We start from the raw sequence: 18,171 nt of genomic DNA on the forward strand, positions 1-18,171 counted from the left end.
CTCTGGACTAAGACGGCCACGGTATTTCCGTGACAGGAGGGTTAAATTCCTTATTTCCTAAGGAAAACCTTAGGCAATAAGAGGGCTAAGGGTAAGCCTTAGAGCCCTCAAACAGTAAATCCAGCAGCTGGCTATGCGTATTTCGAGCCTGCAGCGCCCTGCGGGCCAGGACCGCCATCAGGTAGATCGTGCCGGCGATCCGCAGCAGGGTCAGGATGGCAAAGGGGGTGGATGCCAGGCCAAAGTGGGCATCGGTCACCAATGCGATGTGTTGCCAAATTGCTACGTGATAAATCGTTTCCACTGCCTGCCACAACCAAAATGCGTGCAAATCTTTTTTGTTTGTTAATGCAATTGCGGCCAATGGTGTTAACCATAAAACATATTGCGGTGAATACACCTTGCTTGCGACCATGACAGATGCCAACACTAAAAATGCGACCGATGCCAAGGTTGGTGTGTACTTCAATTCAAATAACAAAATTGCAATTGATGTAAGTGCGATCAGTAATAACAAGATCGAAAGGTAATTAAGGTTTGTAAAGTTAATTCCAAGTTGCTGTAACGCTAACCAAATCGAACCCCAGTCTGCGCCGCGTTCCAAATTTAGTTTGTAGAAGCGCCACCAACCAGTTGGGGCTGTTAATGCAAACGGTGCGTTGATTGCAATCCATGATCCGGCAACTACCGCGCCATACTTAATCAGCTCTTTAACCTTTGAATCGCGCCATAAAATAAATCCGATTGGGATTAACAAAAAGATCGGTAAAAACTTTGTTGAAATCGAAATCGCCATTAGCAATGCGCTGTTTGTGTAGTGCTTCCGATCAAACCAATAGATAGCAAGCATCATTGTTGCAATCGCCCATAAATCCCAATTGATGTACAGCGAAGCGATCATCGCTGGTGCAACTGGAACTATATAGGCAAACTCTGGTCGAATCTTTCGTACAACAAGAACAGTTGCAAGAAATAACAGAGCTAAAAAGAAAATATTGACATTGAAGTAAGAAACAGGGGAGTTAGCAATAAAACTAGTTGCGTACATAACCATTCCAGTTAGTACTGGATACTCGACACTGTTCTCGTCGCTTGCATATGGCCACACGCTGTTATCTAAACCGCGAGTTCCAAATAAGGCGGGAAGATCGCTATAACAGGCGTGAATATATTGATCTGGCGTTGCCCAGCCGCTGTTTTCGCAGTGGCTGAACTTGGCAAAGGAGATCAGAGAAGCAAAGAGTGCAAGTGCAATGAGCGCTCTTGTTTTCATCAAGGTTTCGGCTTTTGCTTTCCGCCCGAAGTTATTGTGACCGGATCAAGCCCACCGATATTTGCTGGTGCTGGGAAATCCATAACTGGTTCGCCTTTTAGTGCGCCCTTCATGAACTGAGTCCAGATACGCGCAGGGAATGATCCACCAGTTACAGATGTCATTCCACCAATTCCGTTTAGAGATTGGGTTGCGTTGTCACGGAAGAAGGCGACAGAGGCTGCAATCTGTGGTGTGTATGCGCTGAACCAGGCAGATGCATTTGATTGGGATGTTCCAGTTTTACCTGCAGCTGGACGACCTAGTGCAAGAGCTGCAGCACCAGTACCGCCGGTGACAACACCCTTAAGTGCATATGTCAGATCAGCCATTACATCTTTATTAAATACCTCTTGGGTTTCAGGTTTAGCTTCAAAGAGCACGCCCTTGTTGCTGCCCAGTACCTGCGTTACTAGGTATGGCTTTGACTTAATGCCTTGAGCAGCAAAGGTTGCATAAGCGTTAGCGACATCGATTACATGGGGGCTTGAAGTTCCCAGTACAACTGATGGTGTTGGCATCATTGCAACACTTTCAGGAATTCCTGCGCGGCGTGCAACATCTACAACCTTGTCTGGACCAACCTTGATTCCAAGTGGAACGAAGATTGTGTTAACAGAGTGCTTTGTTGCAAATAACAAATCAATTTGGCCCCAACCCTCGTTGCCATAGTTGAAAACTTCATATGGCTTTCCGGCATCATCAAATGTTTGTGGTGAATCACCGTTCCACATTGATGTCAGTGGGATTCCTTGTTCTAAACCAGCAACAAGTGCGAATGGTTTAAATGTTGAACCAGCTTGTGCGATTGATTGAGTTGCATCATTTAATTGACGCTCTAGGTAATCGCGACCACCGTAAAGTGCAAGTATTTCGCCGGTTCCAGGACGAATTGCAACTAAACCAATTCGAAGATCAGCTGGCGCTTTGGATGGATAGAACTTGTTAACCGCATCAACGGCAGATTGTTGGGCCTTTTGATCAAGGGTTGTCTTAATTACAAGACCACCAACAAGTAATTGATCCTGGCTAAAGCCAAGTTTTGCTAACTCTTTTTGTACAGCTTCAATGATGTGACCCTTTGGACCGCTGAGCTGACCAGATGTTGAACGTGGCGCAACCGTTGGAACCTTCATCTTTGCGGCATCAGCCTTAGTTAACCAACCAGCTTCGATCATGTTGTTCTTTACATACTCAAAGCGGTTAGCAAGACGTTCTGCATTTCCCTTTTGATAGACAGGATCGTACAAACCAGGTGAGCGCAAGATTGATGCGATAACAGCTGCTTGTGAGTTAGTAAGTTGATCTACGTTGCGGTTGAAGTACTGCTGTGATGCTGTCATCACGCCATAAGACCCGCGACCAAAGTAAATAGTATTTAAGTAGTTTTCAAAGATCTGATCTTTAGATAGCTGGTTCTCTAATTTAATAGAGATAACAAGCTCTTTAATCTTGCGTTGAATCGAACGTTCTGAGGTTAAGAAGGCGGTCTTTGCATACTGCTGTGTGATTGTTGAACCACCACGGCCTTTACCTAACTTCAAAATATTATCAATTACCGCTTGTGCAATTCCTTTAATAGAAAATGCTTTATTTGAATAAAAGTTTTGATCCTCTGCAGCCAATACTGCGTGACGAACATTCAGTGGAATCTTTGCAAGGGGAACGATCTGGCGGTTTTGTGTTCCAACGCGACCGATCTCTTCACCATTTGAGTACTGAATGATTGTTGATTGGCTATTTACATATGCGTTGGGATCTGGAATATCAACGGTGAAATAGGCCAGGGCGAATAAGACAGAGCCGGCAACAAATCCAAAGCCACCAAGGAAGACAGCTGCTCTAATCAGTAATTTACGCGCCATGTGGCAATGCTAACCCTTTGCGTAATCCTCATCCTCCAGGGTGCGTACCTTGCGCGGTGCTTTTCGTTCGACGCCATCGCCCAAGATGTATGAGGCACACAGGTGATTCCATGAACAGTTCTTACAGACTTCAACGATGTAGACGGTGAACTCACCGAACTCTCGCTCCATTTCAATTAATTCTCGAGGAGTCTTAATGCGGCCTGAGTACTGACCAAGTTGTTCGCCAAAGGTATAGCGAAGTTCAACCAGCTCCTCCTTTTTACATACTGGGCAGTTACGTGCAACTTTGTCACCATGCCATTTGGCAGCTCGCATTAAATATGGGTCAGCATCGCAAGCATCAACGACTCCACGAAAGAGCGCCATCAAGGTTGCGCGCTTATCGAGTGAATAATCGATGAATGATCGTTGCGATTTCATTAAGGAGAAGAATAATCCTAAATTCAGGTCTACGCTCTTTCTTATGAGTTTTGTTGGGTTGATACGCCACCCCCGACTATCTCGCCTGCTTGCTGTGCGTTGGACGGGGCAGATGACCGATGGCGTATTTCAAAGCGCACTTGCCTCTTTTGTTTTGTTTTCTCCCGAACGCCAAGCAAATGCATTAAGTGCGGCGATTGGTTTTGCAGTTGTCTTGTTGCCGTATTCAATCGTTGGACCATTTGTCGGAACCATCTTGGATCGTGTTTCACGTCAACGTGCACTGTTTTACGCAAACCTTGCTCGCAGTATTAATTTATTTTTAGTTGCACTTCTGGTTTTCAGTGGAACAACAGGTGTTGAGTTAACAATAGTTGTGCTGATTGCATTTGGAATTAACCGTTTAATCCTTGCTGCGCTATCTGCAGGTCTTCCTTTATTAATTGATGCTAAATCTTTAATTACAGCAAATGCGATCGCAGTAACTGGTGGATCAGTGCTTGTTGTTGTAGGTGGAGGAATTGGCGTAGGGGTTCGCGCCTTAGTAGATGGCGCCGCCCTTGCAGATCACGCTGATGCACTACTTATATTGCTTGCTGCAGCTGGCTATTTTGCAGCAGCGCTTTTTACTAGCCGATTACGTAAGTATGAAATTGGTCCTCAGAAACATGAAAAGGCGGCGGCATCCTTTGCTCAAGGATTTACAGATATGCGCGAAGGTCTTGCCTTCTTACGTCGCCATGTTGATGCGGGCAGGGGTATCGTCGCAACAGCTGTTCATCGCGGTGGTTTAACAGCGTTAACACTGACCGCATTATTGCTAGAACGAAACTCGTTTAATGATCCATCCCGTCCTGAAGATGGCTTGCAAGGTTTCGGAATTGCATTAAGCGTTGCAGGTATTGGTGTATTTCTTGGAGCTTTCTTAGCACCGTACGGTGTCGCACGTTTTGGGCGTCATCGCTGGATTAAGTTTGCAATGTTTGCCAGTGCAGCAGCACCATTAATTTTGGCGGCATCTCAAACAAAAATAACATTGTCACTGACGGCATTTCTTGCATCTTTCTTTGGTCAAAACATCAAGGTGACAAATGATGCGCTTGTGCAATCAAAGATCGATGATTACTACCGCGGTAGAGTTTTTGCTGTTTACGATGTTGTTGTTAATGGTGCAATTGTTAGCGGTGGGTTAATTGCGGCGTTGTTACTTCCAACATCTGGATTAACAGCAAGTGTTCCATTGTGTGTCTCTGGTGCCTATTTACTGGTTGCAGTAGTTGTACTGCGTTCAGCAAAATTTAAAGCTATCTATTAACCCACCATTTTAATAAAGCTTCCTTAGCTGCTTCCTCACCAATTGAACCTTGATCAAGACGTAACTCCATTAAGAAATCCATCGCTTGTCCTACTTCGCGAGATGGCTTTAAGTTAAGAATTTCCATTACCTGCTGACCGTCTAAATCTGGACGGATCTTTGATAACTCTTCTTGTTCCATCAACACTTCGATACGTGCTTCTAAAGAATCGTAAGTTGCAGATAAGCGTGCAGCCTTTGCCTTGTTGCGGGTAGTGCAATCTGCACGTGTTAAAACATGTAAATGTGTCAGGTATTCGCCTGCATCACGGACATAACGGCGTACCGCTGAATCAGTCCATTCGCCTTCGCCATATCCATGGAAACGAAGGTGCAAAGTTGTTAATAGTTCAACAGCATCGATCGTCTCATTATCAAAGCGCAGCGCTTGTAAACGCTTCTTTGAAAGTCGAGCACCGACAACTTCGTGGTGGTGGAAAGAGACACCTCCGCCTTCAATAAATGCGCGAGTCTTTGGTTTGCCGATGTCATGCAACAAAGCGGCAAGACGAATTACCAGGTTTGGACCGCCTAAACGATCTTCATGTGCGATCGCTTGTTCCAACACAGTAATTGAATGCTCATATACATCTTTATGGTGATGGTGCTCATCAACTTCAAGACGTAGCTTAGGAATTTCAGGTAACACTAAATCTGCAAGACCTGTGTCAACCAAAATAGTAATTCCGGTGCGCGGATTCTTAGACATCAACATCTTTGTGAACTCATCACGTACGCGTTCTGCAGAAATAATGCTGATGCGGTGTGCTAAATCCTTAATCGATGCGGTTACTTCGGGATCGATTTCAAAATCTAATTGGCTTGCAAAACGGGCAGCGCGCATCATTCGCAATGGATCATCATTAAATGAATCACCGGGGCGACCTGGTGTTCGCAAAACGCGTGCAGCTAAATCTTGTAAGCCATTAAAAGGATCGATGAACTCTGGTGCATCACCAGTTAATTCAAGTGCCATGGAATTAACGGTGAAATCACGACGAGATAAATCTCCGTGAATAGATGTTCCATACTCAACTTCTGGTTTACGTGAATCTGGATCGTAACTTTCGGTGCGATATGTTGTTACTTCAACAGTTGTATCGCCACGCTTTCCTGCAACTGTTCCGAATTCAATTCCGGTATCCCAAACATTTTCCGCCCACACCTGCAAAATCTTTTTTGTTTCAAGTGGATGCGCATTTGTTGTGAAATCTAAATCATTTCCAAGTCGACCTAATATTGCATCGCGCACAGGACCGCCGACCAATGCCAAGGTAAAGCCCTTGGCTTTAAAAGCCTGGGCAAGGGAGCTTGCTAACGGTGCGCGTTCAATTAATGAACGGATCGCTAACTCTCCTGCGGCGCCTAATGCATTACTCACAATAAGTAAGGTTAAAGCACTACCCTTGCTCCATGATCCCTGCACCTGGTGCGGGCAGCGAAGGTACGAAGAAAAAGCGGAAGCGTAAGCGTTCCGGCAAACCCCGCGGTCCACAACCACAGACTCAAGCGGCTGCACAGAAGAGCCCACAAGCAAAGCGTCCGTATGCCAAACGCGTTGATGAGGTTAGTGCTGGCGGTTTAGTCATCGATACAACCGGAACAATGGGGCTATTAATTGGTCGTTACGACCATAAAGATGCAACCGGCAAACGTGTGTTGTGGTCTTTACCAAAGGGACATATTGAAGAGGGCGAAACCCCTGAGCAAGCTGCGATCCGCGAAGTTGCAGAGGAAACTGGAATTACCTCTGCTATTACAAAATCTTTAGGTGTGATCGATTTTTGGTTTATGGCCGGTGGTAAGCGAATTCATAAAACTGTTCACCACTTTCAATTTACAGAAGTTGGTGGAACTTTGGCCGCGCAGGAAAGTGAAGTTGATGAGGTCTCCTGGTTTCCGCTTAATGAAATCGTAGATCGTTTGGCGTATCCCGATGAAAAGAAGTTAATCGCCCGAACTGCAGAGTTGTCAGAATGAAAAGGTTTATTGGGTTTCTTGTTGCCTTATTAGTTGTGCTTCCACTTTCACCAGCACACGCTGCTGATCGAATTGTGCGAATTACATCAGCTGCTCACCAAACATTTAATGGCGAATTCCGTAATGATGATTTAGCTCAAGAGTTAACGCCATCTGGTCGTTTAGGAACTTTGGTGTTTACACCGCGGGTTGCAAACACAACCTGGGTAATTGATGCTGCACTGCTTGATGAAGTTATTGCAATGACCGGCGACTATAAGTTGGCAAGCAAAACCTCAACTATCGGAAAGGAGATCGCTGCAGCTTGGTTAAAGCAGTTACGACAAATTACATATGGACAACAGGTGGTTGCACTTGCCTATGGAAATCCAGATGTGACACTTGCTAAGCGATTAGCACCAAGTGAGTTGAAAAATTATTACGCGTACGGAAAAACTCAGTTGCAACTTGCACTTGGTCGCACAGTTAGAAGTGAACCTAGCGGTGGTTGGAGTACCGGAAAATCCCGTTTAAGCAATGAATTACGCAAGGGGTATAGCGATAACCGTAAGGCGTTAACCCGTCTATCAAAGGTTGTAAATGACCCGCAATTGATAGCTACCAGAGCTCAACTTTCTAAGTTGTTATCACCGCAATTAGATAAGGATTCTCGCGAATACTTTTCGTACAGCGCACGAGCTGCAGTGGATTCATTGGTTCATAAACTTCGCATTAATAGCGGTAAGTATCAAATTACAACCTCTAGCGTGAAGTTGCCTGTCACTGTTATCAATGATTTTGAATCAGATGTAACTGTGGACATTGCGATGCTTCCCATTAACTCACGTGTAATCGTGGATAGTTTTGAAGCGGTAACAATCCCTGCACAATCCAAAAAACAACTTGAAATGCAGGTAGAGGTTGTTGCGCCCGGTCAGACCGCGGTTGGCGTGTACATCACCGATAGCAAGGGCAACGATGTAGTACCTGAAGCGACATTAACTTTAAATTCAACGGTAATTGACTCACGTGTTACCTGGTTTACAACTGGAGCGGCCATACTTCTTCTATTGGCAGCGGTTGCTCAAAGCGTTCGTCGAGTAAGAAAGAGGTCTAAGTGAAAAGCAACGATCTCTTCCGTGCTTCAGGAATTATGGCGCTTGGAACAATAATTTCCAGAATTACCGGATTTATCCGCGGAATTTTAATTGTTGCTGTTCTTGGAACAACATTGCTTGCAGATACGTACAACGTTGCAAACACAATGCCAAATATTTTGTACAACTTGCTTGTTGGTGGAGCGCTTACCGCGATTTTTATTCCTCAGCTTGTACGTTCCTTTGAACATGATGATGGCGGCGATGATTTTGCATCTCGTTTAATTACAACAATCTCTTTAATTTTATTGGTGTTAGTAACTCTGGGAATGGTCTTTGCGCCTGCATTGGTTCGACTGTATGCGCCAGAGTTTTTTACAACTGGATTTGAAGCTGAACAAGAGATTGCGATTGCATTTACTCGTTATTGCTTGCCACAAATCTTCTTCTTAGGTTTATTTACAATGTTGGGCCAGGTAGCTAACGCTCGTGGCTCATTTGGGCCTCTTATGTGGGCACCGATCGCCAACAACCTCGTTGGAATCGCTTTATTTGGTGGCTTTTTAGCCTTCTCGCCCAATGTAGATATCTCATCCATTACCTCTACTCAGGTTCAAATTCTGGGCTGGGGAACCACTTTTAGCGTTGTTGTTCAAGCCCTGGTTTTAGTCCCTGTTGTTAAGCGACTTGGAATCACGATTAAACCGAAGTTTGGTCTGCGTGGTTTAGGTAAATCATTTAATTTGGCTGGTTGGACCTTGGTTTACGTTTTGATCTCACAACTTGGTTACTTAGTAACTGTCAATGTTGCGACATCTGCAGCTGTGCGTAGTGCGCAAGAGGGAATTAAAACTGGTGTTGGTTACACACCATACACATACGCATACTTTGTCATGTTGCTTCCATATTCAATTGTGACAATTTCTATTATCACCGCGATCTTGCCGCACATTTCGAAGTTGGCACTTGATGGAAAGCGTGATGAGGTTAAAGCGCAGTTGGTGCGTGCAATTCGTTTAGTTGGAGTAATTACAGTTCCAAGTGCTGTTGCATTTTTATTGTTTGGTCCGCTAATTACACAAAGTATTTTTATTGGAATTCCAACTGAGGATTCACGGTATATCGGCTATGTTTTATCAGCGCTGAGCTTTGGTTTAGTTGCCTTTTCGATTAACTTAATTTTAATTCGTGGCTTTAATGCCTTTGAAGATACAAAGACTCAAGTTGTTTCAATCTTTGTTATTAACATCATCGCAGTTGCTATGTCTTACTTCTTCTTGTACTTCTTGAAGAATCAATGGGTGACTGTTGGTCTTGGTGTTGCATTCTCTGTTAGTTATCTCGTTGGGTTGTTTGTCACCCTTGGCTTACTCAAAAAGCATGTAGGAAAGTTAGCGATCTCAGAATTTTTGGCTCAACACATTCGCTTGCTTTCTGCATCACTTCTTGCAATGTTGCCACTGTATGCGTTAACTAAGTACATCTCGTGGGTTGCGCCAGATATGACTCGTGCCGGCCGTGCTGGTGAGTTATTGCTTGTGATGGTCATCGCATTTTTCGGCTACTTATTAACTGCAAAGGCGGTGGGTGTAGAGGAGATCTCTATGGTGCGCCACCTTGGTTCATCAATTACCCGACGTTCGGCAAAACCGTCGGAAAACGAATAGATTTCGGGGTCTAGGGGGCACCATGAGTGATGTTAGAAATGTAGTAATTGTTGGATCTGGTCCAGCTGGATACACCGCTGCGATTTATGCAGCACGTGCACAGTTAGATCCAATCATCTACGAAGGTTCTGTTACAGCCGGTGGTGCGCTGATGAATACAACAGAGGTTGAAAACTTTCCTGGTTTCACCGATGGTGTGATGGGTCCTGATTTGATGGACAACATGCGCAAGCAGGCGAAGCGTTTTGGCGCCGAACTAATTACAGATGACATTGTTGAAATGGATCTATCTGGCGACATTAAAGTTTTGAAGGATGGTTCTGGAAATACAGTTAAAGCAAAGGCTGTCATTCTTGCAACCGGTAGTGCCTACCGCGAAATTGGTTTAGAAAACGAAAAGCGTTTATCTGGCCATGGTGTTTCATGGTGTGCAACTTGTGATGGTTTCTTTTTCCGTGGACAAACAATTGCAGTTGTCGGTGGTGGAGATAGCGCAGTAGAAGAAGCAACATTCTTAACTCGTTTTGCAGAAAAGGTTGTCCTGATTCACCGACGTGATTCATTGCGTGCATCAAAGATCATGGCAGATCGTGCAAAAGCAAATCCAAAGATTGAGTTCTTATGGAACACAGAAGTAATTGATGTTCTTGGTGCAGATAAGGTTGAAGCGTTGAAGCTTCGCAACACTGTTGATGGAACAGAGTCAGAGCGCGCCTTTACAGGTTTGTTTGTTGCGATCGGACATATTCCTCGCAGCGAACTATTAACCGGACAAATTGATTTGGATAATGAGGGTTACGTGATCTGCGAAGGTCGTTCAACCCGAACAAACCAAAAAGGTGTCTTTGCATGTGGCGATTTAGTGGATCACACCTATCGTCAAGCGATCACCGCTGCAGGATCAGGTTGTGCGGCAGCGCTAGATGCTGAAAAGTTTTTAGCTCACTAGTAATCTTCAACAAACACAAACAAGGAGTACATGATGGCAACGAGCAAGGTAACGACAGCAACATTTGATGCAGAGGTTCTCAAGAGCAGCACCCCTGTTTTGGTTGATTTTTGGGCTGAATGGTGTGGTCCATGCCGTGCGGTTGGCCCAATCCTTGAAGATATTTCAGATGAGTACGGCTCAAAGATCAAGATCGTAAAGCTGAACACAGATGAAGAGTCAGCGATTGCGATTAAGTATGGAATTACATCTATTCCAACAATGAATGTGTATGTCAACGGTGAGGTTGTAAAGACAATCGTTGGTGCAAAGCCAAAGCCTGCGCTACTGAAGGAACTTGAAAGCTTCCTAGCGTAAGTTCATGTCAGATTTAACTGAGTCGGAGATCCGCTCATTTCAACAAGCCCGTGGCCTTGATGTCACGGGTTTTGTTGATGCGGTGACCGCTCGCGCACTAGAAGAAGCGCGTTGGAAGCTCGGTGATCGTTCGCTGTATCTGCAAGAGCCACCATTGATGCGTGGCGATGATGTCGCTGCACTGCAATCTCGTTTAACTGAAATGGGTTTTGATTGCGGTCGCGTCGATGGAATTTATGGTCCCCGCACCGAAAGCGCGGTTAAAGAGTTTCAGAAATCTGTTGGTGCAACGGTTGATGGAAAGTGTGGACCGGCAACAATTATTGCGTTGATTCGTTTAACAAAGATTGTTTCTGGGGGAGTTCCTTCAACTCTTCGTCAAAATGCAACACAACAAAGTCGCGGACCTGCACTTGCCAATAAAGTTATTGTTTTAAACCCTGATGGCGATAATGAACTTGTTTACGATGTTGCGGTTCGTACTGAAGGACGTTTATTAGCACTTGGTGCTTCTGTCTTTTTAACACGCGGTGCACATAACAATCCATCAGAGCATGATCGAATTGAATTTAGTAATAAGAGCAACGCTGATTTAATGATTTCTTTAAATGTTGATTCATATGTAAATGAAAAAGCACATGGCGCCGCAACATATTTTTATGGCAGTGATGCACATGGTGTTCATTCAATTGTTGGTGAAAGATTTGCATCATTAGTACAACGAGAAATTTGTGCCCGTACCGATTTAACAAACTGTCGTATCCATGCAAAAACATGGGATTTACTGCGCTTAACAATGGCCCCGACGGTTCGCATCGATTTGGGGTATCTCAGTAATCCTGGTGATGCCGCTCGTCTTTCACGTCCCGATTTTCGCGATGTAATTGCCGAGGCGCTTGTAATTGCTATTCAACGGTTGTATTTAGCCGCTGAAGATGATGCAAAAACAGGAACTTTGCGCATCTCTGATCTTCGTAAAGCTGGCATTCGCCGCTAAATAACACTCAAGCAATCGCTTGGGTATGGGAGACTTACGCCATGTCCGATATCACGCAACGCTTCTCGACAGGTGCTCCACAAAATCTTGAAGAAAGATTTGCCTCTCGAGCCGCGCACATGAAGCCAAGTGAGATTCGTTCTCTCTTTGCTGTTGCGTCACGTCCTGAAATTGTTTCACTTGCAGGTGGAATGCCAAATCTTTCAGCACTTCCAATGGGAATGATGGCTGATGTTGTTAATAACTTAGTTCGCGACAATGGCCAAGAGGCTTTGCAGTATGGAAATGGCCAAGGTCATCCAAAGCTGCGCGAACAAATCTGTGAGGTTATGGCGCTTGAAGGAATTCGCGCTAATCCAGATGATGTTTTAGTTACAACCGGTTCACAACAAGCTTTAGACCTTATTTCACGCATCTTTTTAGATCCACAAGATGTAGTTCTTGCAGAAGCACCTTCATACGTTGGTGCGCTTGGAACATTCCATCAATATGAAGCATCTGTTGTGCACGTAGAAACAGATGAAAATGGTTTAGTTCCATCAGCTTTGCAGGAAGCGATTAAAACTGTGCGTGCTGCTGGTCGCAAAATTAAGTTTTTGTACACGATTCCTAATTACCAAAACCCAAGTGGTGTTTTATTGCCAGCTTCTCGCCGCACAGAGATTTTAAATATCTGTCGCGAGGCTGGCATCTTTGTTGTTGAAGACAATCCATATGGTTTGTTGGGCTTTGATAAGCCATCACCAAATGCGATGCGTGCTGAGGATTCAGAGAATGTGATCTATTTAGGCTCCTTTTCAAAGACAATCGCGCCTGGATTGCGTGTGGGCTGGGCGTTAGTGCCGCCTTCATTGAAGGAAAAGCTTGTTATCGCCAGCGAATCATCGATTTTGTGTCCATCTAACTTCACGCAATTAACAATCTCTAACTACTTGGCGGATCAGCCTTGGCGCGATCAGATCGCATCATTTTGCGAGCTATACAAGGTTCGTCGCGATGCGATGTTGGAATCACTTGATGAGCATTTTCCAGCAACTGCAAAGTGGACAAAGCCTGGCGGAGGTTTTTATGTCTGGGTTACCTTGCCACCTGAAATTGATACAACAGCGATGATGCCAAAGGCAATTGTTGCAAAGGTTGCATATGTTCCCGGAACCGCGTTTTATGCAGATGGTTTTGGTTCCTGGTCACTGCGTTTGTCATATTGCTACCCAACACCTGAACGTATTCGCGAAGGTGTTAAGGCGCTTGGTGGAGTTATTAAGCAGGAGATGGCAAGCAGAAAAGGTTTTGAGTTAAAGGGTTAGTTTTCAATCGCCTTTGTAATTCGCTGTAAATCTTGTGCCCCTGCAAACTCAATAACAATTGTTCCTTTTTTAGCGCTGCCCTGAATAGTTACACGGGTATCTAAAGCATCACCAATTCGATCGGCGATCTCTTGTAATTCTGGGCTCGCTGATTTTGCACCCTTTGGCTTCTTTGCAGCTTGTCCCTTTGGTGCACCAGATGAAATTATTTCCTCAGTTGCACGGACAGATAAACCTTCAGCAACAATTCGTGCAGCTAGCTTTTCAATTGAAGCTGCATCACTTAAACCCAATAATGCGCGGGCATGACCTGCCGATAAAACTCCAGATGCAACCTTTTGCTGAACAGATGTTGGCAGGTTCATCAAACGGATTGTGTTTGAAATTAATGGACGTGAACGTCCAAGTTTTTGTGCAAGCTCATCATGGGTGCAGTTGAAATCTGTTAACAGTTGTGAATATGCGGCAGCTTCTTCAAGTGCATTGAGTTGGCTGCGATGAATGTTTTCAATGAGCGCTTCACGAAGTAATTCATTATCTGGAGTCTGACGAATAATGACAGGAATGCTTGTTAACCCAGCGGCCTTTGCTGCGCGGAAACGGCGCTCTCCCATGATTAATTCATACTTACCAGGCTTTGTTTGACGCACTACAGGTGGCTGCAAGATGCCGATCTCTTTGATCGATGCAATTAACTCTTCGAGTGCAACTGGATCAAAGTGTGTGCGTGGTTGACGTGGGTTTGGCGAGATTGAAGAGATAGCAACTTCATTTTGTTGACCGACTTCTTTATTTCCAACTGTTAATGATGTTGGAATTAATGCATCAAGGTTTGTACCCAATCCACCGCGACGTGCCATTAAGCAATCTCGCCTTCACGTTTGTAATTAATTGAAACAACATTTGAATCAAAAGGTTTTCCACGCTCTGCTAATTCGCGGGCAACTGACATGTATGCAACCGCACCAGGTGATACAGGATCGTAAGTCATTACTGTTTGTTTAAATCCTGGTGCCTCTGATACGCGAACTGTGCGGGGGATAGGAATATCAATTAACTCATTTGGATAATGTTTTCTGATTTCATTAGCAACATCATTAGCAAGGTTTGTATTGTTAAACATTGTTAATACAAGTGTTGAAAGTTTTAATCCAGGATTTAAACGCTTCTTCACTAACTCAAATGTTTTTAATAGTTGTGACAAACCTTCAAGTGAGTAGTACTCACATTGAATTGGAATTAAAACTTCCTTTGCAGATGTAAATGCATTGATAGTTAATAAACCAAGTGATGGTGGGCAATCAATAAAGATGTAATCAATTGATTCACCTGTTGCTGCGCGATCTGCAACTAACTCTTCAATCGCTTCCTTTAATCGCATTTCACGTGCAACCATTGGGACTAATTCAATCTCAGCTTGCGCTAATGATGTATTTGATGAAACACATTCAAGTGATGGAAAGCCTGCAACTTTTTGAATTACTTGTGACATTGTTGATTGACCCATCAACACTTCATAAATTCCTGCATTATCAAGATGTTCAACACCTAATGCGGTTGATGCATTTCCTTGTGGATCAAGATCGATAACAACAACCTTCAACCCACCCATAGAAAGGGCTGCTGCCAGGTTAACTGTGGTGGTTGTCTTGCCGACCCCACCCTTTTGATTGGCCACGGTGAGGATACGAAGGGAGGCGGGTTTAGGCATCGCCTCTTTGAGGCGGCGGGTGCCTACGACCTTCTTGGTTTCACGTGAATCATTCACGTGGGTAGTTAAGCACCTTTTTTCACTTCAACTATACGTCCGAGCTCAATTCCCTCCAGATTTACCTCATGGAGGATCGCTTTAGGCACAGATTTCATCTCTTCTTGGGCTTTTTCGCCCTTCATCGCTAGTAATGAGCCATTGGTCTTTAAAAGGTGCCAGCTGATCTTCTTCAACTTCTCTAGGGGAGCCACAGCGCGGGCGGTTACATAGTGGGCTGTTGCCTTCACATCCTGGGAACGACCACGGATAACCTCAATATCAAGCCCAACAACCGCCTCCTGTAGAAACTCCACGCGGCGTTCTAGGGGTTCAATCAGGGTAACTTTGAGATCTGGACGGGCTAAAGCGATCACAATTCCAGGAAGTCCTGCGCCTGAGCCGATATCAAAGACGGTGGCTCCTTCAGTAAAAAGGGTGGTGACAGGCAGGCAGTTAAAGATATGGCGCTCCCAGATGCGATCCGCCTCGCGGGGACCGATCAATCCACGCTCAATTCCCGCTGTTTCTAGGAATTTTGCGTAGGCGTGAACCCGCTCAACATCTGGAAAGTGTCGAGCGATAAGGGTTTCACGTGAAACCTCCATGGCTTTACCCAGACCTTTTACGCGGGGTAGATAACTACGAAGCGGTTTGGATCTTCTCCATCAGACTCGCTGCTTAGACCTAGATCCTGAATTGTGTCGTGGATGATCTTGCGCTCAAAGGCGTTCATTGGCTTCAACTTAATTGAGTTGCCGGTGGTCTTTGCCTCTTCAGCCATATCCTGTGCGAGCTTCTTCAGCTCCTTTTTACGGCCTGCGCGGAAGCCATCGATATCTAGCATTAGACGGCTGCGGTCACCTGTTGAGGTCTGTACCGCTAGGCGGGTGAGCTCCTGGATCGCATCCAAAACCTCGCCATCGCGGCCTACGAGGTGGTTGAGCTTGCCTCCCACGATCGCTAGCGCGGCGCGGTCATTTTCCACATCGATATCGATATCACCATCTAGATCTGCGATATCCAGCAGCGCCTCAAGGTAATCCGCGGCGATATCGCCCTCTTCCTCAAGCTTTGCTACGCCCTTTGGCGCCTTCGCTACCTTTTCTTCAACAGCTTCCACTGTCTCAACAACCGCTTCTTTAGCCTTTGCCATGATGCCCCCTTTGTCGGGTTTGTAGTGAATTAAACCTTATTGTCCTATATGTCCGTTTATCTACTTCTTCTTTTTCTTCTTTTTTGGCTGTTGGCGCTGACCTTTTTCTTCAATGGTGTCGCCTTCAGAGTTCTCAGTCGTTCCCTCTACAACGCCGTCGTTCTTTGCGCGCTTTCGCTGTAGCTCTTCATATGCAGGAGATCCCGGTGTTGGGTTTCTCTTAATGACATAGAACTGTTGTCCCCAAGTCCAAATATTTGTTGTCGACCAGTAAATCAAAACACCAATTGGAAAGTTAACGCCAGAGATAGCGAAAATAACTGGGAATGCGTACAACATAATTTTTTGCTGTTGCAACATCATGTTGTTTGAAGCATCCATCTTTGGCATTCCCTTTGTCATCAACTGACGCTGGGTTGTAAATGTTGTTAATGACATTAATGCGATCAAAAGAATTGTTACAAGTTTTACAGTGGTGATATCTGTTCCAAGGAAGGTATCTGAAATTGGAGCACCAAAGAACTTTGCTTGTGCTGCGCTAACAACATCTTCTTGAGATAGAACACCGTGCTTAACTGGCGGGTTCTTTCCAATTCCGTTTAGAACTGTAAAGAGTGCGAAGAAGATTGGTGCTTGTGCCAAAATTGGAAAACATGATGCAAGAGGGTTTGTCTTGTGCTCTTTGTAGAGCTTCATCATCTCTTCTGATTGTTTTTGGCGATCATCCTTGTACTTCTTTTGAATCTCCTTCATGTGTGGTTGAAGTGCGGTTAATGCGCGCTGAGATTTAATCTGCTTAACAAAAAGCGGAACCAAAATAATACGGATGATGATTACAAGACCGATAATTGCAAGTGACCATGAGACACCGCTATCTGTTCCAAAGAATGGGGACAGTAAATCGTGGATTGTGACGATAACCCAAGAAACAGCGATATATAAGGGTTTTAGGATGCTATCCATTAACAACTACCTTCTCTTTCGGAACTGCGTAATCAACACCACCGTGTGACCACGGATTGCAACGCAATAAACGCCAGGCGCTCATTGCAACTCCTTTTAATCCATATGCTTCGATTGCAGAGACTGCATACGATGAACATGATGGGTAGTACTTACAGCGTGGCCCAAACATTGGGGAGATCCATTTTTGATACACCTTGATTGGTGCAACAAGGATCGATCTCACTTCTGCTCTGCCTTCTCGGAAAACTTTTTTAGAAGTTGTCCGACAATCTTTGTTACCTCTTGTGATGCATCTGCATCGTGCGCACTATTCAAAGCTCGGATCACCAACAGACCGCCGGTTGGAAGTTGTGGGTAGATATCGCGCAATGTGTGACGAACCTTGCGAGCAATTCGGTGACGGGTTACAGATCCACCAACATTCTTACTGATGATCAATCCCGCGCGAGCAGGTTGATCTAGATTGGTTGGGTAGAGATATCCGACAAAGTTTGGGGTTGAGAATCTCAATCCACTCTTTGTTGCGCGCGCGAAATCGGCGCTCTCTGTAAGACGTGCGCTCTTTGCAAGCACGGGTATCGGTTATAGACCCTTATGCAGAAAGCTTTGCGCGACCCTTGCCGCGGCGAGCAGAAAGAACTGCACGGCCTGCGCGAGTAGCCATACGAGCGCGGAAGCCATGCTTCTTGGCGCGACGGCGTGTGTTTGGTTGGAAGGTGCGCTTTGTCATTGAAAACTCCTAATAATGAAAATCAACTGCGGGCCAGAAATACGGGGGAAGCAAGGAGGTAACGGTACGGGTCTGGGGATAAGCGGGTCAAACTGGCCCCCAATACCGGAAGGGCTGGTCAGAGTTGTGGATAACCAGTTGCTTTTTCCGCCAATCCCCTCTACTTTTCACTCCCATCCACAGGCAAACCGCTTTTGATGGGAATTAGCAGGGCTCAACCTGGGGTTTAGACCACAGGGTGTGGATAACCCTGTGGATGAATATCTACCCCGAAATGAGGCCTTG

20 protein-coding genes are annotated in these 18,171 nt (G+C 45.1%); 8 read left to right on the forward strand and 12 right to left on the reverse strand.

Translation table 11 applies throughout. From position 1 onward, the window contains the following. Positions 1-85 precede the first annotated feature (85 nt). Genes AC8GFU_RS07180 through AC8GFU_RS07190 form a run of 3 tightly spaced genes read right to left on the reverse strand, consistent with a single transcriptional unit; the run spans position 86 to position 3,600 of the window. On the reverse strand, positions 86-1,273 hold the full coding sequence (locus AC8GFU_RS07180; protein WP_506626454.1) for a glycosyltransferase family 87 protein: 1,188 nt from the start codon (positions 1,271-1,273) through the stop codon (positions 86-88). Next, positions 1,273-3,177, reverse strand: a complete 1,905-nt coding sequence (locus AC8GFU_RS07185) for a transglycosylase domain-containing protein (protein ID WP_506626455.1) — start codon at positions 3,175-3,177, stop codon at positions 1,273-1,275. The genes AC8GFU_RS07180 and AC8GFU_RS07185 overlap by 1 nt, the downstream gene beginning before the upstream one ends. A gap of 9 nt (positions 3,178-3,186) precedes the next feature. Beyond that, the gene (locus AC8GFU_RS07190; RefSeq protein WP_506626456.1) at positions 3,187-3,600 is read right to left on the reverse strand and encodes a DUF5318 family protein; all 414 of its coding nucleotides are present in this window, start codon (positions 3,598-3,600) and stop codon (positions 3,187-3,189) included. Positions 3,601-3,643: 43 nt separating this feature from the next. On the opposite strand from AC8GFU_RS07190, the gene AC8GFU_RS07195 reads away from it, so the two are divergent. Next, complete coding sequence (locus AC8GFU_RS07195) at positions 3,644-4,915, forward strand: MFS transporter (RefSeq protein WP_506626457.1); 1,272 nt, start codon at positions 3,644-3,646, stop codon at positions 4,913-4,915. On the opposite strand, the gene AC8GFU_RS07200 is transcribed toward AC8GFU_RS07195, so the two are convergent. Beyond that, positions 4,905-6,335, reverse strand: a complete 1,431-nt coding sequence (locus AC8GFU_RS07200) for a CCA tRNA nucleotidyltransferase (protein WP_506626458.1) — start codon at positions 6,333-6,335, stop codon at positions 4,905-4,907. The two genes, AC8GFU_RS07195 and AC8GFU_RS07200, sit on opposite strands and share 11 nt — an antisense overlap. Positions 6,336-6,367: 32 nt before the next feature. Here AC8GFU_RS07200 and AC8GFU_RS07205 point away from each other — a divergent pair, with 32 nt between their 5' ends. The 7 genes from AC8GFU_RS07205 to AC8GFU_RS07235 are packed head-to-tail and all read left to right on the forward strand — an operon-like array spanning position 6,368 to position 13,287. Continuing rightward, the gene (locus AC8GFU_RS07205) at positions 6,368-6,934 is read left to right on the forward strand and encodes an NUDIX hydrolase (RefSeq protein WP_506626459.1); all 567 of its coding nucleotides are present in this window, start codon (positions 6,368-6,370) and stop codon (positions 6,932-6,934) included. Then, positions 6,931-8,034 (forward strand): DUF6049 family protein, encoded by a 1,104-nt coding sequence (locus AC8GFU_RS07210; RefSeq protein WP_506626460.1) that lies wholly within the window; start codon positions 6,931-6,933, stop codon positions 8,032-8,034. The genes AC8GFU_RS07205 and AC8GFU_RS07210 overlap by 4 nt, the downstream gene beginning before the upstream one ends. Next, positions 8,031-9,677 (forward strand): murein biosynthesis integral membrane protein MurJ, encoded by a 1,647-nt coding sequence (murJ, locus tag AC8GFU_RS07215; protein ID WP_506626461.1) that lies wholly within the window; start codon positions 8,031-8,033, stop codon positions 9,675-9,677. The genes AC8GFU_RS07210 and murJ overlap by 4 nt, the downstream gene beginning before the upstream one ends. A 22-nt stretch (positions 9,678-9,699) precedes the next feature. Beyond that, positions 9,700-10,626 carry a thioredoxin-disulfide reductase gene (trxB, locus tag AC8GFU_RS07220; protein WP_506626462.1) on the forward strand — a complete coding sequence of 309 codons (927 nt, stop codon included), beginning with the start codon at positions 9,700-9,702 and terminating at the stop codon, positions 10,624-10,626. Between the two features lie 33 nt (positions 10,627-10,659). After that, the gene (gene trxA / locus AC8GFU_RS07225) at positions 10,660-10,983 is read left to right on the forward strand and encodes a thioredoxin (RefSeq protein ID WP_506626463.1); all 324 of its coding nucleotides are present in this window, start codon (positions 10,660-10,662) and stop codon (positions 10,981-10,983) included. A gap of 4 nt (positions 10,984-10,987) precedes the next feature. Then, positions 10,988-11,980: an N-acetylmuramoyl-L-alanine amidase gene (locus AC8GFU_RS07230; protein WP_506626464.1), complete on the forward strand. Its 993-nt coding sequence runs from the start codon at positions 10,988-10,990 to the stop codon at positions 11,978-11,980. Between the two features lie 41 nt (positions 11,981-12,021). Beyond that, positions 12,022-13,287, forward strand: coding sequence for an aminotransferase-like domain-containing protein (locus AC8GFU_RS07235; protein ID WP_506626465.1), 1,266 nt, complete (start codon positions 12,022-12,024; stop codon positions 13,285-13,287). Here the strand turns inward: AC8GFU_RS07235 and AC8GFU_RS07240 are convergent. From AC8GFU_RS07240 to rpmH, 8 genes are read right to left on the reverse strand one after another with little or no spacing between them, the layout of a single operon-like run. Next, positions 13,284-14,147: a ParB/RepB/Spo0J family partition protein gene (locus AC8GFU_RS07240; protein WP_506626466.1), complete on the reverse strand. Its 864-nt coding sequence runs from the start codon at positions 14,145-14,147 to the stop codon at positions 13,284-13,286. The genes AC8GFU_RS07235 and AC8GFU_RS07240 overlap by 4 nt on opposite strands. Then, complete coding sequence (locus tag AC8GFU_RS07245; protein ID WP_506626467.1) at positions 14,147-15,055, reverse strand: ParA family protein; 909 nt, start codon at positions 15,053-15,055, stop codon at positions 14,147-14,149. Before AC8GFU_RS07245 ends, AC8GFU_RS07240 begins: the two co-directional genes overlap by 1 nt. 8 nt (positions 15,056-15,063) lie before the next feature. Continuing rightward, positions 15,064-15,642, reverse strand: coding sequence for a 16S rRNA (guanine(527)-N(7))-methyltransferase RsmG (rsmG, locus tag AC8GFU_RS07250; RefSeq protein WP_506626468.1), 579 nt, complete (start codon positions 15,640-15,642; stop codon positions 15,064-15,066). Between the two features lie 17 nt (positions 15,643-15,659). Further along, entirely contained in the window at positions 15,660-16,190 is a 531-nt protein-coding gene (locus AC8GFU_RS07255; RefSeq protein WP_506626469.1) for a Jag family protein, read from the reverse strand. Between the two features lie 60 nt (positions 16,191-16,250). Next, entirely contained in the window at positions 16,251-17,153 is a 903-nt protein-coding gene (gene yidC / locus AC8GFU_RS07260) for a membrane protein insertase YidC (RefSeq protein ID WP_506626470.1), read from the reverse strand. Then, positions 17,146-17,379: a membrane protein insertion efficiency factor YidD gene (gene yidD, locus AC8GFU_RS07265; protein WP_506626471.1), complete on the reverse strand. Its 234-nt coding sequence runs from the start codon at positions 17,377-17,379 to the stop codon at positions 17,146-17,148. Before yidD ends, yidC begins: the two co-directional genes overlap by 8 nt. Next, positions 17,376-17,729, reverse strand: a complete 354-nt coding sequence (rnpA, locus tag AC8GFU_RS07270; protein WP_506626472.1) for a ribonuclease P protein component — start codon at positions 17,727-17,729, stop codon at positions 17,376-17,378. Before rnpA ends, yidD begins: the two co-directional genes overlap by 4 nt. 19 nt (positions 17,730-17,748) lie before the next feature. After that, positions 17,749-17,886 carry a 50S ribosomal protein L34 gene (gene rpmH, locus AC8GFU_RS07275; protein ID WP_445821280.1) on the reverse strand — a complete coding sequence of 46 codons (138 nt, stop codon included), beginning with the start codon at positions 17,884-17,886 and terminating at the stop codon, positions 17,749-17,751. Positions 17,887-18,171: the final 285 nt, after the last annotated feature.

It is taken from the genome of Planktophila warneckei (SeqCode) (genome assembly GCF_965234675.1).
GTDB lineage: Bacteria > Actinomycetota > Actinomycetes > Nanopelagicales > Nanopelagicaceae > Planktophila > Planktophila warneckei.

Coding starts and splice junctions, on each gene's coding strand:
- AC8GFU_RS07180 (WP_506626454.1), bottom strand. CDS start 1,273: ATGAAAACAAGAGCGCTCATTGCACTTGCACTCTTTGCTTCTCTGATC.
- AC8GFU_RS07185 (WP_506626455.1), bottom strand. CDS start 3,177: ATGGCGCGTAAATTACTGATTAGAGCAGCTGTCTTCCTTGGTGGCTTT.
- AC8GFU_RS07190 (WP_506626456.1), bottom strand. CDS start 3,600: ATGAAATCGCAACGATCATTCATCGATTATTCACTCGATAAGCGCGCA.
- AC8GFU_RS07195 (WP_506626457.1), top strand. CDS start 3,644: ATGAGTTTTGTTGGGTTGATACGCCACCCCCGACTATCTCGCCTGCTT.
- AC8GFU_RS07205 (WP_506626459.1), top strand. CDS start 6,368: ATGATCCCTGCACCTGGTGCGGGCAGCGAAGGTACGAAGAAAAAGCGG.
- AC8GFU_RS07210 (WP_506626460.1), top strand. CDS start 6,931: ATGAAAAGGTTTATTGGGTTTCTTGTTGCCTTATTAGTTGTGCTTCCA.
- trxB (WP_506626462.1), top strand. CDS start 9,700: ATGAGTGATGTTAGAAATGTAGTAATTGTTGGATCTGGTCCAGCTGGA.
- trxA (WP_506626463.1), top strand. CDS start 10,660: ATGGCAACGAGCAAGGTAACGACAGCAACATTTGATGCAGAGGTTCTC.
- AC8GFU_RS07230 (WP_506626464.1), top strand. CDS start 10,988: ATGTCAGATTTAACTGAGTCGGAGATCCGCTCATTTCAACAAGCCCGT.
- AC8GFU_RS07235 (WP_506626465.1), top strand. CDS start 12,022: ATGTCCGATATCACGCAACGCTTCTCGACAGGTGCTCCACAAAATCTT.
- AC8GFU_RS07240 (WP_506626466.1), bottom strand. CDS start 14,147: ATGGCACGTCGCGGTGGATTGGGTACAAACCTTGATGCATTAATTCCA.
- rsmG (WP_506626468.1), bottom strand. CDS start 15,642: ATGGAGGTTTCACGTGAAACCCTTATCGCTCGACACTTTCCAGATGTT.
- AC8GFU_RS07255 (WP_506626469.1), bottom strand. CDS start 16,190: ATGGCAAAGGCTAAAGAAGCGGTTGTTGAGACAGTGGAAGCTGTTGAA.
- yidC (WP_506626470.1), bottom strand. CDS start 17,153: ATGGATAGCATCCTAAAACCCTTATATATCGCTGTTTCTTGGGTTATC.
- rpmH (WP_445821280.1), bottom strand. CDS start 17,886: ATGACAAAGCGCACCTTCCAACCAAACACACGCCGTCGCGCCAAGAAG.